Genomic DNA, 3818 nt, shown 5'->3' on the forward strand with positions numbered 1-3818 from the left:
ACTTAAAACACTGAAGCGCCTGCTGCGTCCATCATAGGTTCGCGCGGCGCCGGAAGGAACGACAGTGGAAGACCACGATACCGGCGCCGGCGCGCCGGAGGTGGGCGTGTCCAGCTCTTCCCAGCGGTCGGCTGACCCGGGGAACGCAAGCTGGCAGCAACGCCGCCCGACGGAGCTCCGCTCGGCAGACGGGCAGGCGGGCGACGCACCCCACAAAGGCAAGCCCAAGAAGCGGCGCAAGCGAAGGCGCGGGCGCAAGGTTTTTGCGCGCGACGAAGCGCGTCCCGCGGAGAATCGATCGCCGGCGCCAGGCAAAACCGGTGCCCCGGCGGCGGAGGCCCACAGACCGGCGGAAGCGGTGGTCTCGCCCGCCGCTCTTGTGCCGCGGCCGGAACAAGGCGCCCGTCGGCCGCCGGTCCATGAGCTTCCGGTGTTTGCGGCGCTTGACCTCGGCACCAACAATTGCCGGCTGTTGGTCGCCGTGCCGACGCGGCATGGCCAGTTCCGCGTCATCGACGCCTTTTCGCGCATCGTCCGGCTGGGCGAGGGGCTCACCGCCAATGGCCGGCTCGGCCAGCCGGCGATGGACCGCGCGGTCGAGGCGCTGAAATCTGCGGCGACAAATTGCGCAACCGCAAGATCAGAAAAGCCCGGCTGATCGCCACCGAGGCCTGCCGCACGGCCGAAAACGGCGTCGAATTCATCGACCGCGTCGAACGCGAGGCCGGCCTGAAGCTCGAGATCATCGACCGCCAGACCGAGGCGCGGCTGGCGGTGTCCGGCTGCGGCTCGCTGGTCGAGCGCGACACCCAAGGCGTCGTGCTGTTCGATATTGGCGGCGGTTCGTCGGAAATCGCGCTCATCGATCTCGCCGGCCGCCGTTCGCCGAGGTTGGCCAATCATATCGTGTCGTGGACGTCGCTGCCGGTCGGCGTCGTCTCGCTGGCCGAGCGCTTTGGCGGCCGCACGGTGACGCGCGAGATCTTCGCCGCCATGGTCGATGACGTTGCCGGCCGGCTGGCCAGCTTCGACGGTCGCGATCGGCTGAGCCATCTCAAGGCCAGCCCGAATTTCCATCTGCTGGGCACGTCCGGAACGGTGACGACGCTGGCCGGTGTCCACCTTGAACTCGAGCGCTATGATCGCCGCCGTGTCGACGGGCTGTGGATGGACCGCGACAGCGTCGACCGCATGGTCGAAAGACTGGTTGGCTGGGATTTCCAGCAGCGCTGCGCCAACCCTTGCATCGGTGCCGATCGCGCCGATCTGGTACTGGCCGGCTGTGCTATCCTCGAAGCGATCCGCGCCGTATGGCCGTCCGAGCGGTTGCGGGTCGCCGATCGTGGCCTGCGCGAAGGTATTTTGAGCGAATTGATGGCCGATGATGGCGTCTGGCGCAACGATGGGCGTGGCAGAGCGTGAACAGTCGACCCCCACTCCGTCGAGCTACGCTCGACACCTCTCCCCCGATCGACGGGGAGAGGAAAGGCGTGAACTTATGCAGGCTGGCTCCCTTCCTCTCCCTCCGGAGGGGGGAGAGGTGGCTCGGCGAAGCCGAGACGGAGTGGGGGAAGCCCTTCACGAAACGCGCAGACGTCGAAAAATGAGCACAACTCGACGAGCGAGAAAACCCGGACCAGAAATCAGGCAATGACCAAGAAACCGGAAAAACCAGGATCCGCCAGCATTCGCGTGCTGAAGACGCGGATCAAGAAGAAGAGCGGGCTGAAGGAATCGTCGCGCCGTTGGCTGCAGCGCCACATCAACGATCCCTATGTCCAGCGCTCCAAGGCCGACGGCTATCGCTCACGCGCGGCCTATAAGCTGATCGAGATCGACGACAAGCATCATCTGTTGAAACCCGGCATGAAGGTGATCGACCTCGGTGCCGCCCCCGGCGGCTGGTGCCAGGTCGCCGCCGCGCGGACGAAATCGACGGCCGACAAGCCGCATGTCATCGGCATCGATTATCTCGAAATGGACGCCGTGCCCGGCGCACCGGTGCTGCTGATGGATTTCCTCGATCCGCAGGCGCCGCAGAAGCTGGCCGAGGCGCTGGGTGGGGATCCCGATATCGTGTTGTCCGACATGGCGGCACCGACCACCGGCCACAAGCGGACCGACCATATCCGCACCATGCATCTGTGCGAGGTGGCGGCCGATTTCGCGCTGTCGGTGCTGAAGCCAGGCGGGCACTTCCTTGCCAAGACCTTCCAGGGCGGCGCCGAAAACGAACTGCTCTCCATGCTCAAGAAGAATTTCCGCTCGGTCCATCACGTCAAGCCGCCGGCGTCGCGGGATGAATCGGTCGAGCTTTATTTGCTGGCCAAGGATTTCAAAGGGCGAGATCTTCCTTCTCCCCTGGGAGAAGGTGTCGCCGAAGGCGACGGATGAGCTCCAGGGAGCGCCAACGTTTCACTCCGCTGGAACACCCCTCATCCGTCTCGGCGCTTTCGCGCCGATCCACCTTCTCCCACAGGGGAGAAGGCAAGAGGGAACTACTTCCCCGCCGTGCTCGTTTCCAGCGTCTTGGGTGTGGTCAGGCGGCCGTGGCCGGAGATGGCGTTGCCGGCATCGGGCGCCAGCCGCATGAACGACAGCGACGCGGCGGCGGAAATCGCCGCGACGACGAAAAACGCGGTGTGGAAATCCGCCAGCGTCAGTGACCTGTCGTGCAGGCTCGTGGACACCTCCAGGATTCCGCCGGCCAGCGCCACGCCGAGCGCGACCGACAACTGCTGGAACACCGCCGTGATCGGTGTCGCCTTGCTGGTGTCTTCAGCCGAAACCTCGGCATAGGCGAGCGCATTGACGCCGGTGAAGAACATCGAGCGGATGAAGCCGCCGACGAGCAGCATGGCCAGCATCAAGAGATAGGGTGTGTCGGGTGTGAACAGGCCGTTGATGGCGATCGAGGCGGCGGCGACCAGAGAACCGACAACCAGGACGCGGCGGAAGCCGGCGACGCGGAAGATCAGCGCGGTGACAAACTTCATCCCGATGGCGCCGATCGCCGAGACGAAGGTGATCATGCCGGACTGGAACGGCGTCAGCCCAAAACCGATCTGGAACATCAGCGGCAGCAGGAACGGCACGGCACCAATGCCGATGCGGAACAGTCCGCCGCCAAGCACCGAGGAGCGGAACACCTGGTTGCGGAACAATTCGAGCGCCAGCAAGGGATTTTTGGCGCGCCGCGCGTGCAGCAGATAGAGCGCGCCCGACAGCAGGCCGACCGCTACGGTGATAAGGCCGGTGGCCGGCGGCAAATAGGGCAGGCTCACCACCGACAGGCCGAAAACCACGCCGGATGCCGCCAGCCCGCTTAGCACGAAGCCGAGGAAGTCGAGCGGCGGCGTCTCCATCGATTCGGTCTCCGGCAGGAAACGCGTCGCCAGCCAGATGCCGATCAGGCCGATCGGCACATTGATCAGGAAGATCCAGTGCCAGGTGAAGTAGGTGGTGATGAAGCCGCCGACCGGCGGCCCGACCAACGGTCCGACCAACGCCGGAACGGTTAGCCAGGACATCGCCGCGACGAGTTCGCTCTTCGGTGTCGCGCGCACCAGCACCAGCCGCCCGACCGGTGTCATCATGGCGCCGCCAATGCCTTGCAGGAAGCGCGAGACCACAAAAGCCGGCAGCGAACCGGAGAGCGCGCAGGCGATCGAGCCGACGATGAAGACGGCGATCGCGGCGCGAAAGATATTCTTGGCGCCGAAACGGTCGGCCATCCAGCCGCTGATCGGAATGAAGATCGCCAGCGAGACGAGATAGGCGGTCAGGGCCAGCTTGAGCGCGATCGGGCTGGTGTGGAT

General features: G+C 65.3%; 2 protein-coding genes and 1 pseudogene. 2 read left to right on the plus strand and 1 reads right to left on the minus strand.

Annotation, left to right across the window (positions count from 1 at the left end):
* Positions 1-64: 64 nt before the first annotated feature.
* Both ENZ75_RS24560 and ENZ75_RS24570 read left to right on the plus strand, forming a co-directional pair.
* A pseudogene (locus ENZ75_RS24560) lies at positions 65-1422 on the plus strand (Ppx/GppA phosphatase family protein).
* A gap of 228 nt (positions 1423-1650) precedes the next feature.
* On the plus strand, positions 1651-2394 hold the full coding sequence (locus ENZ75_RS24570; protein WP_013532288.1) for an RlmE family RNA methyltransferase: 744 nt from the start codon (positions 1651-1653) through the stop codon (positions 2392-2394).
* A 104-nt stretch (positions 2395-2498) separates the two neighbouring features.
* On the opposite strand, the gene ENZ75_RS24575 is transcribed toward ENZ75_RS24570, so the two are convergent.
* Positions 2499-3818, minus strand: a 1320-nt coding sequence (locus ENZ75_RS24575) for an MFS transporter (protein WP_128278376.1), incomplete at its 5' end; no start/stop codon positions are given.

Origin of the sequence: Mesorhizobium sp. M7A.F.Ca.CA.002.04.1.1, assembly GCF_004022805.1 — a bacterium.
In the GTDB taxonomy this organism is placed as follows: Bacteria; Pseudomonadota; Alphaproteobacteria; order Rhizobiales; family Rhizobiaceae; genus Mesorhizobium; species Mesorhizobium ciceri.